The sequence below is a fragment of the Neorhizobium sp. JUb45 genome, assembly GCF_004343585.1.
GTDB lineage: Bacteria > Pseudomonadota > Alphaproteobacteria > Rhizobiales > Rhizobiaceae > Neorhizobium.
The window spans coordinates 910,394-934,326 of record NZ_SLYW01000002.1; the positions used below are offsets into that span (position 1 = coordinate 910,394).

Sequence of the window (23,933 nt, forward strand, 5' to 3'; positions counted from 1 at the left end):
ATGCTTCGTTGATGCGTTTACTGCTTCGTGCCGTGTTGGAAGGCTTTTGAATGACGATCGATACACGCAGTCTGGGGTTTGGAAGCGGGGAGAGGGCGATTTTCGCCGCCGATCCGTGGACATCCCGTGGCCGGCTTTTTCCCGAAACCGGCAGCCTGACGCGCTCGGAATTTCAGCGCGACCGCGACCGCATCGTCCATACCACGGCGTTTCGTCGACTCAAACACAAGACACAGGTCTTCATCGGCGTCGACGGTGATCATTATCGCACCCGGCTGACCCATACGATAGAGGTGGCGCAGATTGCCCGCGCCTTGGCGCGTGCCCTGAAAGTGGATGAGGATCTCGCGGAAGGTGTGGCGCTTGTTCACGACTTCGGCCACACACCTTTCGGTCATACCGGCGAAGATGCGCTCGACGAGATGCTGAAACCCTATGGCGGTTTCGACCACAATGCCCAGTCGCTGCGCATCGTCACCAAGCTGGAGCGTCGTTATGCGGATTTCGACGGGCTGAACCTGACCTGGGAGAGCCTTGAGGGACTGGTCAAGCACAATGGCCCGATGATGACCAAGGCGGGCGAGGGTATCAAGGGCCCGGTGCCGCAACCGATCCTTGATTATTGCGAGATCCACGATTTGGAAATCGCCAGCTTTGCCAGTCTTGAGGCGCAGGTGGCGGCGATTGCCGACGATATCGCCTACAATACTCATGACATCGATGACGGCTTGCGGTCCGGCTTCCTGACGTTGGACATGCTGGAGGACGTGCCGTTTCTGGCTGCCATGATGCGCGAGGTGCGCGACCGTTACCCGAACCTCGAGACGAGCCGGTTCGCTCACGAGATCATGCGCCGGCAGATCACCCACATGGTCGAGGACGTCATCGGCGTGGCGCAGGAGCGGCTGGCAAATCTGCAGCCGCAGAGTGCGGCGGATATTCGCAGCGCCGATCTTGCGATCGCCACCTTTTCCACAGAGATGGCCGAGACCGACCGGCAGATCAAGAAACTGTTGTTCAGCCGTATCTATCGCCACCCGGATATCATGCGCATCCGCGCCGGTGCCGCCGAGATCGTCTGCGACCTTTTTCGCGCCTATATGGCGGCGCCGCAGGAGATGCAGAGCCATTACTGGGTCAGTCAGATGCCCAACCTCAGCGAGGCGGCGAGGGCGCGCCATGTCGGCGATTATCTGGCCGGCATGACCGACACCTATGCCGTCAAAGCCCACCAGCGCCTGTTTGACCGCACTCCCGAATTGCGTTAGGCACCCCGCCACATGAACCACTATCGCGGGGGCGGTTTTGCCTGCCGCGCGGATTGTTAGCCATGAACCTTTTTGCCGATTTCGACCTGCGGATCAAAGCCGCCCTGGAAACGCTGGATATCGTGAAGGAAAAGCGCGCCGAGCTCGATTTCGGCCGCATCACCATCGAGCCGCCGCGAGACCAGAGCCATGGCGATGTCGCGACCAATGCCGCCATGGTGCTGGCAAAGCCGCTCGGCACCAACCCGCGGGCGCTGGCCGATATCATTGCCGAGGCGATGCGCGGTGATGCCGATGTCAGCGAAGTGTCGGTTGCCGGTCCCGGCTTCATCAACATTCGCCTGTCGACCGGTTATTGGCAGCGTGTGCTGGCGGTGATGATCGCTGATGGCACCTATTACGGCCGCTCGCAGTTTGGCGCGTCCAAGAAGGTCAACGTCGAATTCGTTTCGGCCAACCCGACGGGCCCGATGCATGTCGGCCATTGCCGTGGCGCCGTCGTCGGCGACGCGCTGGCCAACCTGATGGGTTTTGCCGGTTACGACGTCACCAAGGAATATTACATCAACGACGCCGGCGGCCAGATCGATGTTCTGGCGAAGTCGGTGTTCCTGCGCTACCGCGAGGCTCTCGGCGAAACCATCGGTGCGATCCCGGAAGGTCTTTATCCGGGTGACTATCTCGTGCCGGTCGGCCAGGAACTGGCCAAGGAATACGGCACGCGCCTGCACAACATGCCGCAGGACGAGTGGATGCCGATCGTCAAGGACAAGGCGGTCGATGCGATGATGGCGATGATCCGCGAGGATCTGGCCGCACTCAATGTGCATCACGATCTCTTCTTCTCTGAGCGGACCTTGCACGCAGATGGCGCCCAGAAGATCCGCACCGCCATCAACGACCTGACCTTTAAGGGCCACGTTTACCGTGGTGCGCTGCCGCCACCGAAGGGTCAGTTGCCGGAAGATTGGGAAGACCGTGAGCAGACGCTGTTCCGCTCCACCGAAGTGGGTGACGATATCGACCGTCCGCTGATCAAGTCCGATGGAAGCTACACCTATTTTGCCGCCGATGTTGCCTACTTCAAGGATAAGTTCGATCGCGGCTTCGAAGAGATGATCTATGTGCTCGGCGCCGACCATGGCGGTTACGTGAAGCGGCTGGAAGCCGTGGCGCGGGCCGTGTCGGAAGGCAAGTCCAAGCTGACCGTTCTGCTGTGCCAGCTGGTGAAGCTGCTGCGCGATGGCGAGCCGGTAAAGATGTCGAAGCGTTCCGGCGATTTCGTGACGCTGCGTGAAGTGGTCGATGAAGTCGGCTCCGATAGCGTGCGCTTCATGATGCTCTATCGCAAGAATTCCGAGCCGCTCGACTTCGACTTCGCCAAGGTGACGGAACAGTCGAAGGACAACCCGGTTTTCTACGTGCAGTATGCACATGCCCGTTGTATGTCGGTGTTCCGGCAGGCGCGCGAAGCGTTCCCGGACCTCGATATCGATTCGCTCAATCTGGCCGATTCGGTTGCCGGAATCACCGATCCGAGCGAGTTGCAGCTCGTTGCAAAGCTGTCGGAATACCCGCGGATGATCGAAGCCGCAGCGCAGGCGCAGGAGCCGCATCGCGTTGTTTTCTATCTGTATGACCTCGCCAGCGCCTTCCACGGACACTGGGCGAAAGGCAATCAGAATGCGGACTTACGATTTATTAACGACAAAAATAGAGAATCGAGTATAGCCAGACTTGGGTTGGTGCATGCCGTCGCTTCTGTTTTGAAGTCAGGTCTCGCCATTGCGGGCACTGACGCTCCGGTAGAAATGCGGTAGTATTGCCACCATTTCCCCATATTGCGCTGGCATATGCAATTGTTACGCGTAGGTAAGTGGACGAGGGAATGGCAGACAACAACCTTGCACTCGGCCGGCACGATGGTCCGGATATCTTTGCGGAAGACGATCCGCTGGCGGAACTCGCCCGTATCGTCGGTTACGAAGATAGCCCGGCACGCCCATCGGCTCAGGCTGCGGCACCGCGCCGTGAACCCGAGTTTAATCTCGAAGATGAATTGATGCGCGAATTCGAGCGTTACGACGCTCCGCGCCTCGATCCCGCCAACGATATCGGTGCAGTCGCCGAGCCTGCGCAGGTGCGCCAGCCGGTTGAAGCGCCGGTTATGGATGAGCCGCGCACGGTTTCCGTCGAGCGTGCTGAACCGGCCTTCGAGCCGCCGGCTGTTGCTCAGCCGTTGCCGGACGGCAATCCGCCGCTGCAGCACCTTCCATTCGATCTGGCTGCCACGGCGCCATCCATGCCGATCCAGCAGGCTGTTCCGCAGAGAGCACCTTTCTCTCATGCGGATCTGGTCGCAGAGCTTGAATCGTCGCTCGCACCGGTGCCTCAGCCCCAATACGAGCAGCCGCGCTATCAGCCGCAGCCTGTCGAGCCGGTCCAGGTCGAGCCGGCTGCAATAGCGGCCCCGGCGCCTGCAGAACTGTCTCTGACCGAACGGTCGGTGGATAAGGGCTACAAGCCCGGTTTCCGCATGCCGATCGCCAATTTCCAGCGCACCGACATTGCGCCGCGCGAAGCCTATCGGCCGTCGCCGGTCGAGTCGGCACAGGTTGCCGTGGACGTTGCCCCCGTCACTGTGGCGGCTCCGGTGGAGCCTGCAAGGGAAGCGCCTGTCGAGACCAACGAATCGATCTGGAGCAGCCTTGAGCGCGAACTGACCGGCGAGGCTGCTGCCCAGCAGACGGAAAGCAAGCCGGCTATCATTCCGGTTGTCGAAAAGCCCGTCGAGCTTTCGGTGTTTGAAATGCCGAAGCCGGTGGCAGCGCAAGCGCCTGTCGAGCCGATTCGCGCCGAACCTTCCTTCCAGGCGAAGCCGGCTCCATCGGAGACGTTCTCGCAACTGGAAGAAATGGTCTACGACGTCGATCATTTCTTGTCGCAAAAGCCGGTTACAGCACCCGTTGCACCGCAGCCGGTGGCTGTGAAGCCGACGGCGACGGATGCCGATCTGATCGACGATGATTTCGAGCTCGCGCTTGACGATCTGGATCTCGATCTTTCCGACATCTCGCTTGGCGATGACGACAAGCCGGCGGCTACCCTTGCTGTTGTCCAGCCTGTCGCGGCGCCAGTGCCGGCAGAGCCCGTTTATGCGGCCCGCCAGCCTGAGCCAGCTTACAGGCCGGCCCCGGTCACGACCTCGCAGCCTTCCTATGTGCCGACCGCAGCGTATGCGCCGGCGACGACTTTGAGTGCAGCACCCGCATTCGCCCCGGCACCTCCTGCCGTGCCTGTCGAAGCTGCTGCACCGGAATTCGATGCCGACAGTTTCGACCCCACGCTGATCGCCGATGGCGAAGAGCATGTGGAAAGCATGGCCGAAGTCGATGTTCCGGAACTTCTGGTCGACGAGCCTGTCGCACCTGCCAAACACGATCCGGATTTCGATATCGATCTGGACGCGGAACTGGCGAACCTGCTTCAGGCCTCTGCTCCTGCCGCTCCGTCTTTGGTGCGCGGCAGTGCCGCAGCTGCCCAGATGCAGAACGCACAGGCTCGCCAGCCGATGTCGCGTGCCACGCCAACGCAGGCCCCGGTCGCTGTCGCACAGCCCGCCGCCGCGCCCGCACCGGCCAAATCCGCTTACGATGCCGATCTCGACGATTTCGAGCGCGCTCTGGAAGAAGATTTCCGTCGCAGCCTGTCGAACCCGCTGCCGGATGGCGGCCGCATGAGCGATGAGGATGATGACGGTTACGCGGCACCTGTCGCGCGTCGTCAGGTTCGCTGGGGTGCGCCGGTTGCTGTCGTCGGCTTTCTGTTGATGGGCGGGCTTTCGGCCTATGCCTATTATGCCAGCGGTCTGCCGGGCAAGGCTGAGAGCGGCAAGCCGCTTGTCATCGCCGCCGACAAGGAGCCGGTCAAGATTGCTCCGGAAAATCCGGGCGGCAAGACGGTGCCGAACCAGGACAAGGCTGTTTACGAGCGTGTTGCCGGCGGCGCTAACGATGCGCCTCGCCAGGAAACGCTGATTTCCAGCAATGAAGAGCCGATGGACGTTGTCCAGCGCACGCTGACCTCCGACAGCCTGCCTCTGCAGGGTGAGGAAGAGGCGATGACCGAAGGCCTCGATACGCAGGATCCGCGCCTTCTGCCGCAGCAGGCGAACGGCGCCCCGCAGGGTGAGCAGCCCGTCAGCGTGATGCCCCGCAAGGTGCGCACCATGGTCGTCCGCCCTGATGGTACGCTGGTCGAACAGGAAGTCACGGCGCCGGCAGCCCCAGTGCAGCAGGCCGCCGCTCCGGTACAGCCTGCCGCTTCGGAAAAGGTTCCGGCCCAGCCGGCGCTTGCCGAGCCGACTGTCGCACCGAAGACCGCCCATGTTGCTCCGGTCCAGCCCGCGCCGATGAGCGCTCCGGCGGCACCTGCAGCACCGGCCCAGCTGGTCACTGCAAGTGCGCCTGCAAGGCCGGTTCCGGCATCGCGTCCGGCTGACCAGCCGGTCAACGTGGTGGCTTCTGTTTCCGATCGCGGCAATGTTCAGCAGACGTCGGCTGCTCCTCAGCAGGTCGCCTCCGTCGGTCCGGGTGGGTACTTCATCCAGGTTGCATCGTTGCCTTCGCAGGCCGAAGCCCAGAAGTCCTACCAGAGCCTGTCGTCGAAATTCGGCAATGTCATCGGCGGTCGAGGCGTCGATATCAAGGCCGCAGAGATCGCCGGCAAGGGTACTTTCTACCGCGTCCGCATTCCGGCCGGCAGCAAGGATCAGGCCGTGCAGCTTTGCGAAAACTATCGTTCGGCCGGTGGCAGCTGCCTCGTGGCACGCTGAGTTTTCCAACGACGAAAATCCAATCTGGAACGGGGCCGAAAGGCCCCGTTTCTCGTTGTGCTTCCCGCGGGATCACGATCAGCAGCTATCGCTATTCCAGTCGCGCGTTTTATGATGCCGGGCATGAGCGAATCAAAAGCAATGATTCTCGGCTGTGCCGGGACCGTCCTCACCGAAGAAGAGATTGCCCTTTACAGGGGCGAGCGCCCCTGGGGTTTCATCCTCTTTGCCCGCAATTTGCAGGATACTGAGCAGATCAGTGATCTGGTTGCGGCCATGCGTGACACGGTTGGCAGGCCGGACGCACCGGTGCTGATCGATCAGGAGGGCGGCCGTGTGCAACGCATACGCCCGCCGATGATCGAGCGTTATCCCTCGGCACAGGTCCTCGGCGATCTCTATCGCGCCGACAAGCAGCAGGGTCTGCGCGCCGCATGGCTGATGTCGCGCCTGCACGCTTTCGACCTGATGAAGCTCGGCATCAATGTCGATTGCCTGCCTGTGCTGGATGTGCCGGTGGAAGGCGCGAGCAATGTCATCGGCGACCGCGCCTATGGATTTGATCCGGTGACGGTGGCGGACATGGGCAAGGCGGCGGCGGAAGGTTTGAAGGCCGGCGGCATGCTGCCGGTGATGAAACATATTCCCGGCCATGGCCGCGGCATGGCCGATTCGCACCACGAATTGCCGGTTGTCACCGTTTCGCGCGAGGAGCTGGAAGCGCATGATTTCCGTCCCTTCATGGCCATGAAGGACGAGTTGATGGCGATGAGCGCGCATATCGTTTTCACGGCGCTTGACGCCGAACGGCCGGCGACGACGTCGAAGAAGGTCATCGACGAGATCATTCGTGGGACGATCGGTTTCGACGGACTGCTGCTCTCCGACGACAGTTCCATGAACGCGTTGAAGGGCACGCTCAGTCAGCGCGCCGCCAACATTGTCGCTGGTGGCTGCGATATTGTCTTGCATTGCAATGGCCTGATGGAGGAAATGAAGCAGGTCGTGGCCGAGGTGCCGTCTCTGGCTGGCGAAGCCTTGCGGCGCGCCGAACTGGTCGAGGCCGGATTCACGCAGCCTGATGGCGCCGACGAGGCGACAATACGGGCTGAATTCTGGTCGCTGCTGCCGACCTCGTAAAGACGCAGCATAGGAGAGGCGCATGGCGACGGACACATCGAAGAGCGCCACGCCGATGGAGAAGCTCTGGCAGGATGCCGACGACCGCGCGGTGACCGATCCCGCGCTGGTGATCGATGTCAGCGGCTTCGAAGGCCCGCTCGACCTGCTTCTGCATCTTGCCCGCACCCAGAAGGTCGATCTGCAACGTATTTCCGTGCTGGCGCTGGCCGAGCAATATCTGCTCTTCATCGATAGTGCGCGAAAGGTGCGCATCGAACTGGCTGCCGATTATCTGGTCATGGCGGCGTGGCTTGCCTTTCTCAAATCCAAGCTGCTGATCCCGCAGCAGGTCCGTGGGGATGACGGCCCTAGCGGCGAGGAAATGGCGGCGATCCTCGCTTTCCGCCTGAAACGTCTGGAAGCCATGCGTGAGCAGGCGACCATGCTGGTCAACCGCAACCGCATCGGCCGTGACATTTTCGTGCGCGGTGCGCCGGAGCATATTCCGCAGAGCAGCCAGTCTGCCTTCGATGCAAGCCTCTACGATCTGTTGTCGGCCTACGCCAATCTGCGCCAGCGGCAGGCGATCACGCAGGTGACGATCGAGCGGCGAAAAGTGTGGTCGCTGGTCGAGGCGCGCCAATTGCTCACCGATATGCTCGGTGAAATCGGTGACTGGACGGCGCTGCAGGATTATCTGCTGCAATACATGCCCGCCGAAGAACGGGTGACGGCGACGGCAAGCGCCTTTGCCGCCTCGCTGGAACTGGTGCGGGAAGGCAAGCTGGAAATGCGCCAGGATGGTGCGTTCCAGCCGATCTATATGCGGCAGGGCCAGAAGCGGCCGGTGGCGGTAAAGTTGACCGAACAGGAGAACGACAGTGCAGGCGGTTGACGACGAATTCCTGACGCCGGAGCCGGACGATGAGGCCGGGGAGGGCGAACCCGCTCGCTTCACCTTGTCGGATATCGATATCCAGCGCACGATCGAGGCCTTGGTGTTTGCTTCGTCCGAACCTGTGTCCGAAGCATATCTTGCAGATCGCCTGCCGCGGGGCACCGATGTTGCCGCGGCGATGCACCAGCTGGCAGCTTTTTATGCCGGTCGAGGCGTCAATCTTCTGCGCGTCGAGGATCGCTGGGCATTTCGCACGGCCGCGGACCTGTCCTTCATGATTCGCCGCGACGAGACGGAAGTGAAAAAGCTTTCGCGCGCCGCGCTCGAAGTGCTGGCGATCATTGCCTATCACCAGCCGGTAACACGCGCCGAGATCGAGGAAATCCGCGGTGTGCAGACGTCGAAGGGCACGCTCGATGTTTTGATGGAAGCCGGCTGGGTGCGCTTTCGCGGTCGCCGCCGTTCTCCCGGTCGCCCGGTCACGCTGGGCACCACGATCAGTTTCCTCGACCATTTCGGCCTCGAGGAACTGCGCGATCTGCCGGGGCTGGAAGAGTTGAAGGGGGCAGGGCTGTTGTCTGGCCGTATTCCGCCGAATTTCAATATTCCTATCCCCTCGTTGGGTGATGATTTGACCGAGGACGAGGATCCGATCACCCAGCTCGATCTTGAGGAACTGGGGCTGCTGGCGCCAAGTGGCGGCGACGAATAGGCAATGGCAGGGCAGCGGAACGGCCTGCCGATGACGCAGTCGTTATCGACTTGCTCATATAGAGACCCGATCCGCGGTGTATGTCGCGATTTGGTGTTTGAAAAATCATGGCAATAAGCTTACATCGGGCCTAATGCGCGACAGACGCGCAATCTATGGAGTCAAGTGATGGGTTCTTTTAGTGTATGGCATTGGCTGATCGTTCTGGTCATCGTGCTTATCTTCTTTGGTCGCGGCAAGATTCCGGACCTGATGGGCGACGTTGCCAAGGGCATCAAGAGCTTCAAGAAGGGCATGGCTGACGACGAGGCTCCTGCAGACAACGACAAGACCGTTGATGCCCGCACCGTCGACCATAAGGCCGAAGAGACAAAGACCAGATAATTGAACGCGTCTCCTTGTAGACGCGATTCGGCGGGAGCCGCGTGAATGTTGGATATCGGCTGGACCGAGCTTTTGGTCATAGCGATCGTATTGATCGTTGTGGTCGGGCCGAAAGATTTGCCCCCCATGTTGCGGGCGTTCGGAAAAATGACGAGCAATCTGCGCAAGATGGCCGGCGATTTCCGCACCCAGTTCGATGAGGCGCTGCGTGAAGCGGACATGGACGATGTGCGTAAGACAATCTCTGACGCCAAGAGCCTGAACCCCGCAAACGCGCTGCGTGATGCGATCAATCCGCTGCGCCAGATGGGCCAGGAGATTCGCGAGGACCTGCAAAAGGCGACCGCGGTTCCCAAGCCTTCGGAAAGCGTGACATCGGCCGACGACCCGTTGCTGACGGGTGAGGCAGCGGATGAGGCGGCTGATACCGTCACTCCGCAGACCGCGACCGCGCCGGTTCAGCCCGCTGCACCTGCCTCAACAGCTGCGGTCGTTCCTGCTGCGGATGTTGTCGCTGCCGCGGTAGCCGCCAAGCAGGCTGCTGCTGCTGCGACCCCGGCAGTGCCGGAGGTTCCGGTGCGCAAGCCGCGTGCTCCGCGCAAGACGGTGGAAGCGCCGGCGACCGCCGAGCCAGTGGTGACTAAGCCGAAGCCTGTTGCCAAGGCGACAAAGGTTGCCGCTCCAAAGGCCGCAGCGGCAAAGGCAACTGCGCCAAAACCGACCGCCGCCAAGATTGCTCCGGCAAAGGCTGTCGCCACCAAGGCGCCGGCCAAGAAGGCCGCACAATCCGAAACGGCTGCCGCCGCAGTAAAAACACCGCGCGCTCCCAAAAAAGCGACCGCGCCGAAGGATGAAGCATGACCGGCGATATCGACGACAAGCCGCAGCCGCTGATGGAGCATCTGCTGGAGTTGCGGTCGCGACTGATCTGGTCGCTCGCGGCTTTCTTCCTGGCCTTCCTTGTCTGCTTCTTCTTCGCCAAGGGTTTGTTCAACCTGCTGGTTCAGCCCTACAAATGGGCTGTCCTGTGGGCTGGCCTCGATCTGTCGAAATCCGAACTGATCTACACCGCGCCGCAGGAGTTTTTCTTCACGCAGGTGAAGGTGGCCATGTTCGGCGCGCTGGTGATCGCATTCCCGATCATCGCCTCGCAGCTCTACAAGTTCGTGGCGCCGGGCCTCTACAAGAACGAACGCGCAGCTTTCCTGCCGTTTCTGGTGGCATCGCCGGTGCTGTTCCTGATGGGCGCCGCGCTCGTCTATTTCTTCTTCACGCCGATGGTCATGTGGTTCTTCCTGGCCATGCAGCAGGCACCGACTGAAGGCGGTGTGGCGATTTCCCTGCTGCCAAAGGTTTCGGAATATCTCAGCCTGATCATGACGCTTGTCGTGTCCTTCGGTCTGGTCTTCCAGCTGCCGGTCGTGACCACGCTTCTGGCCCGCGTCGGTCTGTTGACCAGCGACTGGCTGCGTGAAAAGCGCAAGTTCGCGATTGTCATTGCCTTCGTGGTGGCGGCCGTGCTGACGCCGCCGGACCCGCTCTCCCAGATCGGCCTTGCACTGCCGACCATCCTTCTCTACGAGATTTCGATCTATACCGCTCGACTCGTGGAACGCAGGCGCAAGGAAGATGAACTCGCCGAGAGCGACGAATCCTCCGAGGTTTCCGAAGCGGACAAGACGTAATTCGTTCCGGAAGATCTTTGTTCGGCCGGAGCAAACTCACGGCCGAGCCGGCTGGCGCGGCCTATACCGATACCCAGACCGATGACGTGGAACGACGATGCTCGATATCAAGTGGATCCGTGAGAACCCGCAGGCGCTCGACGCAGCCCTTGCCAAGCGTGGCGCCGAGCCGCAGGCCGCCTCCCTCGTAGCGCTGGATGAAAAGCGCCGCGCGGTTATCGCCCGCCTGCAGGATATGCAGTCCCGTCGCAATACCGCTTCCAAGGAAATCGGCGCCGCCATGGCGCAGAAGAACATGGAACTGGCGGAAAAGCTCAAGGCGGAAGTCGCGACCCTCAAGGACGCCATGCCGGCAGCCGAGCAGGAGGAGCGCGAGACGAGCGCTGCCCTCGACGACATGCTGTCGCGCATCCCCAACATTCCGCATGACGATGTGCCGGTCGGCAAGGACGAGAACGACAATATCGTCGCTCGCGTCGTTGGCGAAAAGCCGCGTTGGAACCATACGGCCAAGGAGCATTTCGAAATCGGTGAAGCCCTCGGCTACATGGATTTCGACCGCGCCGCAAAGCTGTCGGGCTCGCGCTTCACGGTGCTGACCAGCCAGTTGGCCCGCCTCGAGCGCGCGCTCGGTCAGTTCATGATCGACCTGCACACCGGCGAACACGGCTATACGGAAGTATCGTCGCCGCTGATGGTGCGTGACGAGGCCATGTATGGCACCGGCCAGCTGCCGAAGTTTTCGGAAGACCTGTTCAAGACCACCGACGGCCGCTGGTTGATCCCGACTGCCGAAGTGACGCTGACCAACCTCGTGTCTGCCGAAATCCTCGATCAGGAAAAGCTGCCGCTGCGCTTTACGGCGCTGACGCCATCCTTCCGCTCGGAAGCCGGCTCGGCTGGTCGCGATACGCGCGGCATGCTGCGCCAGCACCAGTTCTGGAAGTGCGAACTCGTATCGATCACCGATCAGGAAAGCTCGCTGGAAGAGCATGAGCGGATGACGGCCTGCGCCGAAGAAGTGCTGAAGCGCCTTGGCCTGCATTTCCGCACCATGACGCTGTGCACCGGCGACATGGGGTTTGGCGCGCGCAAGACCTACGATCTTGAAGTCTGGCTGCCGGGCCAGAACACCTATCGCGAAATCTCGTCCTGCTCGGTCTGCGGCGATTTCCAGGGCCGTCGCATGAACGCCCGTTATCGCGGCAAGGAAGACAAGGCGACGCGCTTCGTTCACACGCTGAACGGTTCGGGCACTGCCGTCGGCCGCTGCCTGATCGCGGTTCTGGAAAATTACCTGAACGAAGACGGTTCTGTCACAATTCCGGATGCGCTCCTGCCCTATATGGGCGGCCTTACGAAAATCGAAAAAGCATAAGGCCTTTACATGCGCATTCTCCTGACCAATGACGACGGCATTCACGCGGAAGGGCTGGCGGTCCTTGAACGGATCGCTCGCCAGCTTTCCGACGACGTCTGGATCGTAGCGCCGGAAACCGACCAGAGTGGTTTTGCTCATTCGCTGACGCTGTCGGAGCCTCTGCGGCTGCGCAAGATCAGCGACAAGCATTACGCGCTGCGCGGCACGCCGACCGATTGCGTCATCATGGGCATGCGTCAGGTGATGGGCGGAAAGCCCGATCTGGTTCTCTCCGGCGTCAATGTCGGTGCGAACCTGGCCGACGACGTCACCTATTCCGGCACGGTTGCCGGTGCCATGGAAGGCACGCTGCAGGGCGTGCGTTCGATTGCGCTCAGCCAGGCCTATGTGAAACAGGATGGCGCCAAGATCGTTCCGTGGGAAACGACGGAAGCCCATGCCGTCGGCGTGATCCGCAAGCTGCTTGAAGCCGAACTGCCGGCTGGCACGCTGCTCAATGTCAATTTCCCGGCCTGTGCGCCGGACGAAGTTGCCGGCATCGAAGTGACGGCGCAGGGCAAGACCGATTTCGATCTCGCCGTCGACGAGCGCAAGGATGGTCGCGGTTTTCCCTATTATTGGCTGTATTTCGCATCGCGTACCGGTCGTCCGGGCGAGGGAACCGACCTGAATGCCATCCGCGAAAACCGCATTTCGGTGACGCCGCTGAAGCTGGACCTGACCGACTATTCGGTGCAGGATCAGTTGACGAAGGTTCTGGGCTGAGGCCCTTTTGCTTGCTTGGTAACGGAGTAGCCGCTTGAAACCGGGAATGGTCGAGAAGGAAGGTTTTGCGGCGCTCGTCCTGCGTCTCAGGGCCGAGGGTATTTCCGATCTCGATCTCCTGACCGCGGTGGAACAGACGCCGCGGTCGCAATTCGTGCCGGCGCAATTTTCCGCTTCCGCCTATTCCAGCCGCACCATTCCGATCGAATGCGGTTCCTTCATGGAAGGTGCCGATATGGCGCTGCGCATTCTGGCGCGCCTCCAGGTCAAGCCCGGGCAGCGGGTGTTGGAAATCGGCACAGGCAGTGGCTTCATGACCGCTGTCATCGGTCGCATGGCCGAGCGCGTGCTTTCCGTCGAACGTTACAAGACATTGGTCACGCAGGCGCAGGCTCGCATTGATGCGCTCGGCATTCGCGGCGTCGTTCTGCGTCAGGCGGATGGCGGCAATGGCATGCCGGGCGAGGGAACGTTCGATCGCATTCTGGTGACGGCCGCTTTCCCGACAATGCCGAGATTTTATGCGGATCAGTTGACCCATGGCGGCTCGATGCTGGCGCCCCTGATGATCGATGACGAGACCTGCATGATGGTGCGTCTGACCAAGACCGGCAGCCGTTTCGAGCGCGAGGATCTTTTCGCAGTTCCTTATCTGCCTATCGTTCCGCATATCGCCGCCCAGCTCTGACGCCGGTGGAATGACCAGGTGAGTCATTATCGCAACAGCGATGACATGGTTATCAATTTGACAAAAATAAAAGCCGCTTAAGGCCGGCTTTAACCCGACGGTAAGACTAACGCGCTTTAATCAATCTCACTTGGTTGCGTCACGAGTTAGGTCGGGTCATGCGTTTTCAGAGTTCATACAAAGTCGGAAAATCGAGCCTGCGGTTTGCTGCTTTGGCCTTGCTGGCAAGTGCCGCAACAGGCTGCAGTTCGGATGCAACGCGCTTCGATAATCTGTTCTCCAAATCGGACAACATGACGACGGCATCCATCCCGCAACGGCAGGGTGGTGGTGCTTACGGTCAGGCGCCGATCCCGCATGGCGACCTGAATGGCGGCATGTCGGCACCGATGGCGAGCAACAATCAGGGTTCCTACCAGAACGGCAATGGCGGCTATCAGAATAATGGTAGTTACCAGAACAACGCCGGCTACCAGAACAATGGTGGTGGATACGGTGGCGGAATGTCGCCTGCGCGGGCAGCGTCTGCACCGAGCAGCATTCAGCGTGCTGAACTGGCTGCACCTTCGGGCGGCATGGAACCTGCAACGCGTCAGGAAGCCATGGCGCAGCCGATGCCGGCACGTCAGCAGACTGCAGGTCTTGCCCCGCGCCCGCTTTCGGTGCCGTCTTCCGACAATGTCGTCACCAACACGACAAAGTCCGCGTCCGGCTGGACGACAGCCAATGCGCCGAAGGTAACGGTGCGTCCCGGCGAAAGCGCTGCATCGCTCTCCAAGCGTTACGGCGTTCCGGAAAAGGAAATTCTCAAGGCGAACGGTGGCAAGGTTCAGTCTGGCCAGATCGCCATCATCCCGACCTATGGCACGCCGCGTAACGCTGCCAAGGCTGCTGCAGACGGTACCGATCTTGCCCGCGAAGGCCAGATGCCGGCACCGCAGCAGCAGTCCGAGCAGAAGGTTGCCGTTCTTCCCGGCGCCCAGATGGCGCGCGACAAGGCGCAGAGCGAAACCGGCAAGCTGGTTCCGCCGGCTGGCGGCGGCAAGCCCGCAGGCGGCACCTACACGGTGAAGCCGGGTGACTCGCTTGCCAAGATTGCACGCGCAACCGGCACCCCGATCGATCAGTTGAAAGCTGCCAATGGCCTTTCGACCGAAAATATCCGCATCGGCCAGACGCTGACGCTTCCGGGCGCAGGTTCGGACACGCTGAAAACCGCTTCGATTCCGGCTCAGCCGGCTGTCGCCAAGCCCACGGCGCCTGCCAAGGCTGAGACCGCATCGGTTGCCCCGCAGCAGGCTGCAAAGTCCGCCGAACAAGCACCCGCTGCCACGGCCAGCGTGTCGGATGTCGAAAAGAAGTCCGATGTCGCTTCGGTCTCTCCCGCCTCCACGGGCATCAGCAAGTACCGCTGGCCGGTGAGTGGTGCGGTGGTTGCCGGTTACGGCGCCAACGTCAACGGCAGCCGCAATGACGGTATCGACATTTCGGTTCCGGAAGGCACGCCGATCAAGGCCGCCGAAAACGGCGTGGTCATCTATGCCGGCAACGGCCTAAAGCAGCTCGGCAACACGGTTCTCGTCCGCCACGACGACGGCAAGGTCACCGTTTACGGCCATGCCGGCAGCATCAATGTCACGCGTGGACAGAAAATCCAGCGCGGCCAGACGCTCGCCTCTTCCGGCATGAGCGGTGATGCCAAGCGTCCGCAGGTCCACTTCGAGGTTCGCAAGGATGCAACCCCGGTCAACCCGATCACTTTCCTTGAATAATGTAGTGCGTTTCAAGGTTGTACGAAAAAGCCCGGTCATGCCGGGCTTTTTTGCGTCTGGTTGTCTGGTGATTATTTGCCGGTGAGCGGCTTGCGCAGGCGCCCGGCGAGATCCTGGATATACTGCCATGCGACACGGCCGGAGCGGCCGCCACGCGTTGTTGCCCATTCCAGTGCCTGATGATGCAGCGTCTCCCGATCGAGGCCGAGGTCGAAATGATCGGCATACCCGTCGATCATCGTCAGATAATCGTCCTGGCTGCATTTGTGGAAGCCGAGCCACAGACCAAACCGGTCCGACAGCGATACTTTTTCTTCCACAGCCTCGGACGGGTTGATGGCCGTCGACTGCTCGTTTTCCATCATGTTGCGTGGCAGAAGGTGGCGGCGGTTGGAGGTGGCGTAGAACAGCACATTGTCCGGCCGGCCCTCGATGCCGCCGTCGAGTGCTGCCTTCAGAGACTTGTAGGCGGTGTCGTCATGGTCGAAGGAAAGGTCGTCACAGAACAGGATGACGCGCTGGCCGGACTTTTTCAGAACCTCGAGAAGCGCCGGCAGAGTGGCGATATCCTCGCGGTGGACCTCGATCAGCTTCAGTGCAACGCCGGTCTGGCCGCGCACATCTTCGTGAACGGCCTTCACCAGCGACGACTTGCCCATGCCGCGCGCGCCCCAGAGAAGCACATTGTTTGCCGGATAACCTTCGGCAAAACGCTGCGTGTTTTCATGCAGGATATCGCGTACGTGATCGACGCCGCGGATCAGCGTCAGCGCCACACGATTGGGGCGAGGAACGGGCTGAAGATACTGGTTCGACGGTACCCAGACGAAACAATCCGCGGCATTCCAGTCGTTTACCGCCGGTGGCGGGCCGGCGAGCCGATCCAGCGCATCGGCAAGGCGGCGTATTTCGGCCAGCAGAAGAGCGGTGTTTTCGTCGGTCATATCGGCCTCGTGGTGCGGGTTTTTTGTGTATTCGACCGGCGGTAGCATGGCCTTTGATGGCTCGAAAGGGTAGGAGGCTTTGAAACGGTACGCCGAACAAGCCCGCGACCCGGTGTCTCTGTTGCATTCGGGGCAGCGGTTACTATATTTCGGCGGCCTTTACGGCTTTCTACGCGTATAGCGTCAATCTGGGAGTTTTCGATGTTTATTACTGAGGCATTTGCCCAAGCCAGTGGTGCAGCCCCCGCAGCCGGTGGCGCATTCGGCTCCGGCCTTGAAATGCTTTTCCTTTTCGCACCGCTGATGGTTGTCTGGTACTTCTTCCTGATCCGCCCGCAGCGCGCCCAGATGAAGAAGCGTCAGGAAACCCTGTCGGCGATCCGCCGTGGTGACCAGGTCGTTCTCGGCGGCGGCATTTCCGGCAAGGTGACCAAGGTCATCGACGACAACGAAGTCGAAGTCGAAATCGCCGAAAACGTCCGCGTTCGCGTCCTGCGCTCTTACGTTGCCGAAGTCCGCGTCAAGGGCGAGCCGGTCAAGACCGAAGCTGCCAAGTAATAACGTTTGAAACCCGCGCGTCGCGATATCCGATAAAGGGCATCCTTTCCGATGAAACCTCTACAGATCCGCGACGCACATTTTCCGGGCCGGGCCGAGATCGACGTTTATGGCAATGGCGGTTTTCGCTTCGCCGACATGTCGCATCGCGGCTCGATCCTTTGTCTTCCTTCCGGCATCTATGGTTGGGATTTTTCCGAAGGCGATGCGCTTGATGTTGCCGCCTTCGAAAAGGTTCTGGCTGATGCCGGTGAGATCGAATTCCTGCTTCTTGGTACCGGCAATGATATGCGGCCCATTCCGGCTGCGCTGAAAGCGGTGTTCAAGGAACACGGTATCGCGTCCGACCCGATGAGTACCGGGGCGGCAGTTCGCACCTACAATATCATGCTGATGGAATCGCGACCGGTGGCGGCTGCCCTGATCGCGGTCGACTGAAGCGCATCCAAGGATGAACGCTCCGTGAGCGCATCGGGCGAAACCATTTCAGACATCTGCCTGTCGACGTTGCGTGCCACCGACCGCGACCGTTATCTCGCCTGCCTGCTCTCGCCGCCGGACAAGCGCGATGCGCTGGCAGCGCTTTATGCCTTCAATGCCGAAATCGCCAGGATCCGCGATGTCATTCGCCAGCCTCTGGCCGGTGAAATCCGCCTGCAATGGTGGCGTGGCCAGTTTGAGGAAGGCCCGAACGAAGAGGCCGAGGCCAATCCGGTGGCCGCAGCACTATTCGCTGCCGTCGAAAAATACCGCCTGCCGCGTCAGACCTTTATCGACATGCTCGATGCCCGTATCTTCGACCTCTATGATGACGCGTTTCCGGATCGCAATGCGCTGGAAGGATATGCCGGCGAGACCGCCTCGGCGCTGATCCAACTGGCAGGCCTTATCCTGTCGCCATCGGATGCGGCCGCATCGGCGCAAGTGGCAGGCCATGCGGGTGTCGCACACGCGATTGCCGGTGCGCTGCTTTTGATGCCGAACCATTCGGCTCGCGGCCAGCTTTACGTGCCGCTCGATCTTCTGGCAGCTGTCGGCCTCGATCGCGAGACCTTTCTTGCCGGTGACGACAAGGTGCACATCTCGGCTGCCATCGAGGCTTTTGCGGGTCTCGGCCTCGACCACCTGACGAAGGCGCGTGCCTTGGGGAAAATCCCGGCGGCCGTCATGCCCGCTTTTCTGCCGCCAACAACGGCGGAGACGGTGCTGAAAAGAGCGCGCAAACTGGGCGCTGGTGCCGTTCATCAACCTCTGTTGCCGCTGCAATGGCGCCGGCAGTTGCGCATGGTGATGGCGCTCGTCCGCCGCAGCATCTGAGCTAGAGCAGGTCGCAGCTAATCTGCGCCATTCTGTTGGCTTAGACGGAGTCGGATATTCGTTCGGCCGGCGCGCGTCGTAGCCAAAGCATACGGCCAAGCCGGCCGAACGAATAGGCGGCCCGTATCAGCCAACCCCGAAGGGGCCGGGCATCTTTGCGCCAGGATCAGAGGCGATCGGCTCGCACGTACCTTCGGGTATGCACTTCGCCAATCGCCTCTGCCCTGACGAAAACCTGCTCCGGCAGAGTGGTGCATATTAGCTGCGGCCTGCTCTAGGAGGCTGGCACCCCTTTGTTCCGCCTGCGTCTATCTGCTAAACTCTGCAAACTATTTTGTCGCAGGACCAAGCTCGCGCAAGCCTGATGCTCTAGTGGCGGTATGCCGCAACGGTGCGGGTTGTTCTCGGGAGGAAAGATGAGCCTCGTCAGTTGGTTGATCATCGGCGTTATCGTTATCGCCTTGGCCTATTACGTCACGCGCATGGCCAAGGATCGCGAAGATGGTGAACGCCACGATCCCGGTCTTGCGATTCTGGAATTCGGCCGCGCCTTTCCGACGGAAGCCATTCGCGCCCTCCACGAAACGGTGGATGGCAAGGCAGTGTTCATTCGCCTGCATGACGGCAAGGCCGGCGTGATGCGCAATTACGGTCGCCACTATTCCTGCCACGTCATTCAGCCCGGCCGCGCGCGGGCGACCAGCACGCCGGATGGCAAGGGTTTTGTTATCGAGTTCCTCGATGCGCCGACGCAAAATGGCGAATTCGTATTTCCAAGCCATGAAATCGCGGCAGAGGTCGGCCTGTGGCTGCTCGGCAATTATGTTAGCGCCGAGGATAAGGCCGTTGTCGAAGACGGCAAGGCTGACGAGCGCCCGCTGGCCTGAGAGAAAAGCGTGCGAGACCTATCGAAAAAGCCCGCATCAGCGGGCTTTTTCTCGTCTTGGTATCAAGTGGAAGATCAGAGCGTCTTGCCGAGCCATTCCGCGCAATCTTTCAGCGCGCGGGCCGAGACCAGCTGCCGCTTCATGATCGTCTTGTCCTTGCCGCGAAAGCGCTTGACGCCTTCCGGCTTGACGATCGAGCCCGGCTCCAGTTCCGGGAAAAGCCCGAAATTGATGTTCATCGGCTGGAACGAGCGCTTGCCCGGTTCGTCATCGGACATGATGTGGCCGCCGGTGATGTGGTTGAGCAGCGAACCGAGTGCGGTGGTGGCGGGCGGCAGCGATGGCTCCTGACCATGGCGTTCGGCGGCGGCAAAACGACCGGCCAGCAGACCGACGGCAGCGCTTTCGACATAACCCTCGCAGCCGGTGATCTGACCGGCGAAACGCAGGCCCTTGCGGCTTTTCAGCGTCAGCGAATTGTCGAGCAGAACCGGCGACTGGATGTAGGTATTGCGATGCAGGCCGCCGAGACGGGCGAATTCCGCGTTTTCGAGGCCGGGAATCAGGCGAATGATCTCCGCCTGTGCGCCGTATTTCAGCTTCGTCTGGAAGCCGACCATGTTGTAGAGCGTGCCCAGCGCATTATCCTGCCGCAACTGCACGACAGCATAGGCCTTGACGGTCGGGTTATGCGCATTGGTCAGTCCCATTGGCTTCATCGGGCCGTGACGCAGGGTTTCCCGGCCACGTTCCGCCATCACCTCGATCGGCAGGCAGCCGTCGAAATAGGGCGTGCCTTCCCATTCCTTGAAGCCGACCGTGTCGCCGGCAATCAGGGCATCGATGAAGGCGTCATACTGATCCTTGTCGAGCGGGCAGTTGATATAATCCTTGCCCGTGCCGCCGGGCCCGACCTTGTCGTAACGCGACTGGTACCAGCAGACATCCATGTTGATCGAATCGCGATGGATGATCGGCGCGATGGCGTCGAAAAAGGCGAGCGCATCCTTGCCGGTCTCGCTCTGGATGGAGGCCGCCAGATCCGGCGAGGTGAGCGGGCCGGTCGCGACGACGGCGAGATCCCAGTCTTGCGGGGGCAGGCCAGTCACTTCCTCGCGCACCACCGTAATCAGCGGATGTTCGTGGATTGCGGCCGTGACGGCATCGGAAAACCCGTCACGATCGACGGCGAGTGCGCCACCGGCCGGAACCTGGTTCTTGTCGGCGCAGGACATGATCAGCGAACCGGCAAGCCGCATTTCCGCATGGATGACTCCGACGGCATTGGCGGTCGCGTCATCGGAGCGGAAGGAATTGGAGCAGACCAGTTCGGCCAGGCCATCGGTCTTGTGGGCATCGGTGCCGCGGGTGCCGCGCATCTCGTGCAGGATGACGGGGACGCCGGCGCTGGCGATCTGCCAGGCGGCTTCGGAACCGGCAAGGCCGCCACCGATAACGTGAATGGGAGAGGGGAGCGTGTTTGTCATGGCGCGCTCATTATCATGTGCGCATTCGCCATCCAACTGGAAAGCTTTTCCCAAAGGGATCAGGTGATGAAGAAAAGCATGTGCCAGACATGCGAACGGCGCCTCGTGGGCGCCGTCGAAGGGATATCGGTCAATCGACATCCCCATGAACGCGGCCTCATGCCGCGAGGATATGCTTAGCGGTAGGAACGGGCAGCAACGTTACGGATGTCGTAGCGCGTCAGGCCGATGTCGGTCAGGGCCTGGTTCGACAGGTTGCCGAGCTCGTTCATGGTGCGGCGGTAGCTGATCCAGTTCTTGGCGATGCGGATCGGGTTCATGGTTTTCCTCGAGTGATCTGGTGCCGAACGCGTTGTTGCTTCAGCGGATGAGGGTCTTATACAGCCAGATAACAAGAGAACGCAGTGCAAAAAATCGGCGACTGCCATGCAAATGTGCAGCACGTTGAACAAAAAAAGCGCTTTGATGCTTTCTCGTGCAGGGCAGGGCGGAATTGTGGCAAGAACAAAGCACAAAAAAAGCGCCCGGCGAGGGGCGCTCTTTTGATGTCCGTCAAAGCCCTCGCGGGCTTGAGGAATTAGTTGCCGACGGCAGTGCGTGCAACGCGACGGATGTCGCCACGGCCGATGCCGAGGTCGTGCAGTTCGCGGTCCGACATGCGGCCGAGTTCGGTAACGGTCTGACGGTACTTGCGCCAGTTGGTGAGCGAGCGAGCGATGTTCATGGCGAATTCCTTTTTTGAGGCTTGCCGGTTCAGTTCTTGACCGGCGTCAATTTCATGAATTGGAATATAAATCGATTTAGGCGCGATAAAAGCGCGTTTCCCAGAGGTCACCCATGCGTTTTGTGCAGGCCTGGTTAAATCGCATTAGGGAACTGTACAAAATAAAGGCAAATGCACCGTCGCGCGGCGACTGATGCTGCAATCCGGCTGAATTTGCGCAATGAGAAACGCCCACCGGGGGAGGAGATCCGGTGGGCGTTGGAGGAAACGACCAGCGACCGGGAGGAGGAGGGGCGCTAGTCTATCGAGGCGGCGCTTAGGAGGAGATGCGCAACCCCGAATTCTGTTTCGCAAGCTTTTGCTTGAGGGTGATTTGGCACTGCTGCCCGGCCGCCTGCCGCTGCAGACGATATGTATTGCCTGCATGGCTGAGTTATAGACGATACCTGCTGCATGTGCAGTGCAAACTCGGAACGCATGGTCTGCAGCTTTTGCATGGCTTTTTGGTAAATGCCGCAAAAACCCGCAGAGCTGTCGTGAATGCCGTGATGCAGGGCTGTTGCCTTATGTTCTCAGGGCGAGATGCGCCGATTGGGCTTACTTGTTATGCTAGCCTTTAGTCCGCCGCCGTGCAGCCGTGCAAAACCTGTCATTTTTCCTTTGCGTGCTGAAAAACGGGTGATATAGAGACGCGCGCTCCGGAAGGCCTCTGATCTGAGGATTTTCGTCGCGGTTCGGTGCGCGGGTATGGTGAAATTGGTAGACACGCCAGATTTAGGTTCTGGTGCCGCAAGGCGTGGGAGTTCAAGTCTCTCTACCCGCACCAGGACCGCAGAGCTGGCAGTTGGAGCCTAATCAGGGCCATAGAATTGCTGACGCTCTCCGGTTGCGTCCGAGATTGTATCTGAAGCCACGGCCGGCTGCGTTCCGGGACCGTGCGATCGAAACCACGGCCGTGTGCACACAGCTGTTTGATATGAAGGTTAGACAATGCAGGTTACCGAAACCCTCTCCGAGGGCCTGAAGCGCGAACTCAAGGTCGTCATCCCGGCCAAGGACATGGAAGCGCAGCTGAACGTGCGCCTCGCAGACGCCAAGGATAAGGTCCGCATCAACGGCTTCCGTCCGGGCAAAGTGCCGGTTTCGCATCTCAAGAAGATGCACGGCAAGTCGATCATGGCTGAACTCGTCAACGAGATCGTTCGTGAGCGTCCGAGCCAGATCCTGTCGGATCGTGGTGAAAAGTCCGCAACCCAGCCGTCGGTCTCCATGACCGAGGACGAAGCTGAAGCCGACAAGATCCTCAACGCCGAAATCGATTTCGAATTCACACTCGCTTACGAAGTCATCCCGGCGATCGAACTGAAGCCGACAAGCGGCATCAAGGTCACCCGCGAAGTCGTCGAAGTTGCCGAAGACGAAGTCAACGAGCAGATCCTCAAGATCGCCGAAAGCGCTCGCTCGTACGAAACCAAGAAGGGCAAGGCCGCCGAAGGCGACCGTGTCACCATGAACTACCTCGGCAAGGTCGATGGCGAAGCCTTTGATGGCGGCGCCGCCGAAGATGCCGAACTGGTCATCGGTTCCAACCGCTTCATCCCGGGCTTCGAAGACCAGCTGGTCGGCGTCAAGGCTGGCGATGAGAAGGTCATCACCGTGACCTTCCCGACTGAATACCCGGCTGCAAACCTGGCCGGCAAGGAAGCCACCTTCGACATCACCGTCAAGGACGTTGCTGCTGCAGCCGAACTGGAAATCAACGATGACCTGGCTTCGAAGCTCGGTCTCGAATCGGCTGACAAGCTGAAGGAAATCGTTCGCGGTCAGATCGAAGGCCAGTACGGCAACGTGACCCGTCAGAAAGTCAAGCGTCAGATCCTTGACCAGCTCGACGAAATGTACAAGTTCGACGCGCCGCAGGGCCTGGTCGACGCCGAGTTCGAAAACATCTGGCGCCAGATCAACACCGACCTCGCACAGTCCGGCAAGACCTTTGCCGATGAAGACACGACCGAGGAAGAAGCCCGCGCCGAATACACCAAGCTGGCTGAACGCCGCGTTCGTCTCGGCCTGGTTCTCTCCGAAATCGGCGAAAAGGCCGGCGTCGAAGTAACCGAGGAAGAAATGCAGCGCGCGCTTTACGCCCAGCTGCAGCAGTTCCCGGGCCAGCAGAAGGAAATTCTTGATTTCTTCCGCAACACGCCGGGCGCCTCCGCTTCGCTGCGCGCTCCGATCTTCGAAGAGAAGGTCATCGACAAGCTGCTCTCCGAAGTTGACGTCACCGACAAGACCGTCAGCAAGGAAGAGCTGATGGCCGACGACGAGGACGATGCTTCGGAAAAGCCCAAGAAGGCTGCTTCGAAGAAGAAGGCTGCTGCCAAGGCTGACGACGCTGCCGAAGGCGAAGACGCCGCTCCGAAGAAGAAGGCTGCTCCGAAGAAGAAGGCCGCTGAAGACAGCGCCGAATAATCCTTTTCGGATAGACATCATGAAGGCCGGGTTGGAAA

Annotated in this window: 22 protein-coding genes and 1 tRNA gene; 19 read left to right on the plus strand and 4 right to left on the minus strand. The window is 60.6% G+C overall.

The genetic code is table 11. The features are described 5' to 3' along the window. Positions 1 to 50: 50 nt before the first annotated feature. From EDF70_RS11300 to EDF70_RS11360, 13 genes are all read left to right on the plus strand, one after another. A complete protein-coding gene (locus tag EDF70_RS11300; protein ID WP_132273402.1) occupies positions 51 to 1,268 on the plus strand; it encodes a deoxyguanosinetriphosphate triphosphohydrolase in 1,218 nt (405 codons plus the stop codon). A 62-nt stretch (positions 1,269 to 1,330) separates the two neighbouring features. After that, entirely contained in the window at positions 1,331 to 3,088 is a 1,758-nt protein-coding gene (gene argS, locus EDF70_RS11305; RefSeq protein ID WP_132273403.1) for an arginine--tRNA ligase, read from the plus strand. A 68-nt stretch (positions 3,089 to 3,156) separates the two neighbouring features. Continuing rightward, entirely contained in the window at positions 3,157 to 6,102 is a 2,946-nt protein-coding gene (locus EDF70_RS11310; RefSeq protein WP_132273404.1) for an SPOR domain-containing protein, read from the plus strand. Positions 6,103 to 6,225: 123 nt separating this feature from the next. Beyond that, positions 6,226 to 7,242: a beta-N-acetylhexosaminidase gene (gene nagZ, locus EDF70_RS11315; protein WP_132273405.1), complete on the plus strand. Its 1,017-nt coding sequence runs from the start codon at positions 6,226 to 6,228 to the stop codon at positions 7,240 to 7,242. Positions 7,243 to 7,264: 22 nt separating this feature from the next. Further along, the gene (locus EDF70_RS11320; RefSeq protein ID WP_132273406.1) at positions 7,265 to 8,119 is read left to right on the plus strand and encodes a ScpA family protein; all 855 of its coding nucleotides are present in this window, start codon (positions 7,265 to 7,267) and stop codon (positions 8,117 to 8,119) included. Positions 8,120 to 8,129: 10 nt separating this feature from the next. Continuing rightward, positions 8,130 to 8,834 carry an SMC-Scp complex subunit ScpB gene (gene scpB, locus EDF70_RS11325; RefSeq protein ID WP_132273779.1) on the plus strand — a complete coding sequence of 235 codons (705 nt, stop codon included), beginning with the start codon at positions 8,130 to 8,132 and terminating at the stop codon, positions 8,832 to 8,834. Between the two features lie 168 nt (positions 8,835 to 9,002). Next, positions 9,003 to 9,218 (plus strand): twin-arginine translocase TatA/TatE family subunit, encoded by a 216-nt coding sequence (locus tag EDF70_RS11330; protein WP_132273407.1) that lies wholly within the window; start codon positions 9,003 to 9,005, stop codon positions 9,216 to 9,218. A gap of 45 nt (positions 9,219 to 9,263) precedes the next feature. Next, positions 9,264 to 10,079: a Sec-independent protein translocase protein TatB gene (gene tatB / locus EDF70_RS11335; protein WP_132273408.1), complete on the plus strand. Its 816-nt coding sequence runs from the start codon at positions 9,264 to 9,266 to the stop codon at positions 10,077 to 10,079. Continuing rightward, on the plus strand, positions 10,076 to 10,903 hold the full coding sequence (gene tatC / locus EDF70_RS11340; RefSeq protein WP_132273409.1) for a twin-arginine translocase subunit TatC: 828 nt from the start codon (positions 10,076 to 10,078) through the stop codon (positions 10,901 to 10,903). Before tatB ends, tatC begins: the two co-directional genes overlap by 4 nt. Positions 10,904 to 11,000: 97 nt before the next feature. Further along, a complete protein-coding gene (serS, locus tag EDF70_RS11345; RefSeq protein WP_132273410.1) occupies positions 11,001 to 12,281 on the plus strand; it encodes a serine--tRNA ligase in 1,281 nt (426 codons plus the stop codon). 9 nt (positions 12,282 to 12,290) lie between these two features. After that, positions 12,291 to 13,049, plus strand: coding sequence for a 5'/3'-nucleotidase SurE (surE, locus tag EDF70_RS11350; RefSeq protein ID WP_132273411.1), 759 nt, complete (start codon positions 12,291 to 12,293; stop codon positions 13,047 to 13,049). A 46-nt stretch (positions 13,050 to 13,095) separates the two neighbouring features. After that, positions 13,096 to 13,737 carry a protein-L-isoaspartate(D-aspartate) O-methyltransferase gene (locus tag EDF70_RS11355; RefSeq protein WP_132273782.1) on the plus strand — a complete coding sequence of 214 codons (642 nt, stop codon included), beginning with the start codon at positions 13,096 to 13,098 and terminating at the stop codon, positions 13,735 to 13,737. Between the two features lie 158 nt (positions 13,738 to 13,895). Further along, a complete protein-coding gene (locus EDF70_RS11360; protein WP_132273412.1) occupies positions 13,896 to 15,509 on the plus strand; it encodes a peptidoglycan DD-metalloendopeptidase family protein in 1,614 nt (537 codons plus the stop codon). 71 nt (positions 15,510 to 15,580) lie between these two features. Here EDF70_RS11360 and EDF70_RS11365 read toward each other — a convergent pair whose 3' ends face one another. Further along, complete coding sequence (locus tag EDF70_RS11365; RefSeq protein WP_132273413.1) at positions 15,581 to 16,453, minus strand: ATP-binding protein; 873 nt, start codon at positions 16,451 to 16,453, stop codon at positions 15,581 to 15,583. Positions 16,454 to 16,654: 201 nt separating this feature from the next. Between EDF70_RS11365 and yajC the strand changes: the two genes are divergently transcribed. The 4 genes from yajC (at position 16,655) to EDF70_RS11390 (ending at position 19,215) form a co-directional block, all read left to right on the plus strand. After that, complete coding sequence (gene yajC, locus EDF70_RS11370) at positions 16,655 to 17,011, plus strand: preprotein translocase subunit YajC (RefSeq protein WP_132273414.1); 357 nt, start codon at positions 16,655 to 16,657, stop codon at positions 17,009 to 17,011. Between the two features lie 51 nt (positions 17,012 to 17,062). After that, a complete protein-coding gene (locus EDF70_RS11375) occupies positions 17,063 to 17,449 on the plus strand; it encodes an Mth938-like domain-containing protein (RefSeq protein WP_132273415.1) in 387 nt (128 codons plus the stop codon). Between the two features lie 24 nt (positions 17,450 to 17,473). Beyond that, on the plus strand, positions 17,474 to 18,328 hold the full coding sequence (locus EDF70_RS11380; RefSeq protein WP_132273416.1) for a phytoene/squalene synthase family protein: 855 nt from the start codon (positions 17,474 to 17,476) through the stop codon (positions 18,326 to 18,328). 416 nt (positions 18,329 to 18,744) lie between these two features. Continuing rightward, positions 18,745 to 19,215 carry a hypothetical protein gene (locus EDF70_RS11390; RefSeq protein WP_132273417.1) on the plus strand — a complete coding sequence of 157 codons (471 nt, stop codon included), beginning with the start codon at positions 18,745 to 18,747 and terminating at the stop codon, positions 19,213 to 19,215. Positions 19,216 to 19,289: 74 nt separating this feature from the next. Here the strand turns inward: EDF70_RS11390 and trmFO are convergent, their stop codons facing one another. From trmFO to EDF70_RS29990, 3 genes are all read right to left on the minus strand, one after another. Then, positions 19,290 to 20,702, minus strand: coding sequence for a methylenetetrahydrofolate--tRNA-(uracil(54)-C(5))-methyltransferase (FADH(2)-oxidizing) TrmFO (gene trmFO, locus EDF70_RS11395; RefSeq protein ID WP_132273418.1), 1,413 nt, complete (start codon positions 20,700 to 20,702; stop codon positions 19,290 to 19,292). Between the two features lie 176 nt (positions 20,703 to 20,878). Beyond that, positions 20,879 to 21,022: a DUF1127 domain-containing protein gene (locus EDF70_RS30700; RefSeq protein ID WP_132273419.1), complete on the minus strand. Its 144-nt coding sequence runs from the start codon at positions 21,020 to 21,022 to the stop codon at positions 20,879 to 20,881. Between the two features lie 257 nt (positions 21,023 to 21,279). After that, a complete protein-coding gene (locus EDF70_RS29990; protein WP_165931992.1) occupies positions 21,280 to 21,426 on the minus strand; it encodes a DUF1127 domain-containing protein in 147 nt (48 codons plus the stop codon). A 741-nt stretch (positions 21,427 to 22,167) separates the two neighbouring features. Between EDF70_RS29990 and EDF70_RS11410 the strand changes: the two genes are divergently transcribed. Continuing rightward, a tRNA-Leu gene (locus EDF70_RS11410) sits at positions 22,168 to 22,252 on the plus strand. A 164-nt stretch (positions 22,253 to 22,416) separates the two neighbouring features. Further along, positions 22,417 to 23,895, plus strand: a complete 1,479-nt coding sequence (tig, locus tag EDF70_RS11415) for a trigger factor (RefSeq protein ID WP_132273420.1) — start codon at positions 22,417 to 22,419, stop codon at positions 23,893 to 23,895. Positions 23,896 to 23,933 lie beyond the last annotated feature (38 nt).

Coding starts and splice junctions, on each gene's coding strand:
- EDF70_RS29990 (WP_165931992.1), bottom strand. CDS start 21,426: ATGAACATCGCTCGCTCGCTCACCAACTGGCGCAAGTACCGTCAGACC.
- EDF70_RS11375 (WP_132273415.1), top strand. CDS start 17,063: ATGAAACCTCTACAGATCCGCGACGCACATTTTCCGGGCCGGGCCGAG.
- tig (WP_132273420.1), top strand. CDS start 22,417: ATGCAGGTTACCGAAACCCTCTCCGAGGGCCTGAAGCGCGAACTCAAG.
- EDF70_RS11330 (WP_132273407.1), top strand. CDS start 9,003: ATGGGTTCTTTTAGTGTATGGCATTGGCTGATCGTTCTGGTCATCGTG.
- EDF70_RS30700 (WP_132273419.1), bottom strand. CDS start 21,022: ATGAACCCGATCCGCATCGCCAAGAACTGGATCAGCTACCGCCGCACC.
- EDF70_RS11300 (WP_132273402.1), top strand. CDS start 51: ATGACGATCGATACACGCAGTCTGGGGTTTGGAAGCGGGGAGAGGGCG.
- tatC (WP_132273409.1), top strand. CDS start 10,076: ATGACCGGCGATATCGACGACAAGCCGCAGCCGCTGATGGAGCATCTG.
- EDF70_RS11355 (WP_132273782.1), top strand. CDS start 13,096: ATGGTCGAGAAGGAAGGTTTTGCGGCGCTCGTCCTGCGTCTCAGGGCC.
- EDF70_RS11310 (WP_132273404.1), top strand. CDS start 3,157: ATGGCAGACAACAACCTTGCACTCGGCCGGCACGATGGTCCGGATATC.
- EDF70_RS11390 (WP_132273417.1), top strand. CDS start 18,745: ATGAGCCTCGTCAGTTGGTTGATCATCGGCGTTATCGTTATCGCCTTG.
- nagZ (WP_132273405.1), top strand. CDS start 6,226: ATGAGCGAATCAAAAGCAATGATTCTCGGCTGTGCCGGGACCGTCCTC.
- EDF70_RS11365 (WP_132273413.1), bottom strand. CDS start 16,453: ATGACCGACGAAAACACCGCTCTTCTGCTGGCCGAAATACGCCGCCTT.
- yajC (WP_132273414.1), top strand. CDS start 16,655: ATGTTTATTACTGAGGCATTTGCCCAAGCCAGTGGTGCAGCCCCCGCA.
- surE (WP_132273411.1), top strand. CDS start 12,291: ATGCGCATTCTCCTGACCAATGACGACGGCATTCACGCGGAAGGGCTG.
- argS (WP_132273403.1), top strand. CDS start 1,331: ATGAACCTTTTTGCCGATTTCGACCTGCGGATCAAAGCCGCCCTGGAA.
- EDF70_RS11320 (WP_132273406.1), top strand. CDS start 7,265: ATGGCGACGGACACATCGAAGAGCGCCACGCCGATGGAGAAGCTCTGG.
- serS (WP_132273410.1), top strand. CDS start 11,001: ATGCTCGATATCAAGTGGATCCGTGAGAACCCGCAGGCGCTCGACGCA.
- trmFO (WP_132273418.1), bottom strand. CDS start 20,702: ATGACAAACACGCTCCCCTCTCCCATTCACGTTATCGGTGGCGGCCTT.
- tatB (WP_132273408.1), top strand. CDS start 9,264: ATGTTGGATATCGGCTGGACCGAGCTTTTGGTCATAGCGATCGTATTG.
- EDF70_RS11360 (WP_132273412.1), top strand. CDS start 13,896: ATGCGTTTTCAGAGTTCATACAAAGTCGGAAAATCGAGCCTGCGGTTT.